This is a genomic window from Micromonospora sp. MW-13, from assembly GCF_003434305.1.
Classification (GTDB): domain Bacteria; phylum Actinomycetota; class Actinomycetes; order Mycobacteriales; family Micromonosporaceae; genus Micromonospora.
This window is the reverse complement of the sequence record NZ_QKKX01000121.1, coordinates 1-480: the sequence shown is the minus strand read 5'-3', so window position 1 is coordinate 480 and position 480 is coordinate 1. Positions and strand designations below refer to the sequence as shown.

Annotated in this window: 1 protein-coding gene; it reads left to right on the top strand. The window is 66.0% G+C overall.

The genetic code is table 11. The features are described 5' to 3' along the window. Positions 1-480 (top strand): SPFH domain-containing protein (locus tag C5N14_RS31500; protein ID WP_133305781.1); only part of this gene is annotated, 480 nt, incomplete at both ends.

Sequence of the window (480 nt, the reverse complement as noted above, 5' to 3'; positions counted from 1 at the left end):
TGGTCAAGGCGGTGCGGATCGTGCCGCAGCAGCGCCAGGACGTGGTGGAACGGCTGGGCAGGTACAAGCGCACCCTGAACCCGGGCCTGAACCTGCTGGTTCCGTTCATCGACGCGGTCCGCACCAAGGTCGACATGCGGGAGCAGGTGGTCAGCTTCCCGCCGCAGCCGGTGATCACCTCGGACAACCTGGTGGTGTCGATCGACACGGTGCTCTACTTCAAGGTCGTCGACTCGGTCCGGGCCACGTACGAGATCTCGAACTTCCTCCAGGCCATCGAGCAGCTCACCGTCACCACCCTGCGTAACGTGATCGGCTCGCTGGACCTGGAGCGGGCGCTGACCAGCCGGGAGGAGATCAACCGGCACCTCTCGGGCGTGCTGGACGAGACCACCGGCCGGTGGGGCATCAAGGTCACCCGCGTGGAGATCAAGGCGATCGAGCCGCCGGCCAGCATCCGCGACTCGATGGAGAAGCAGA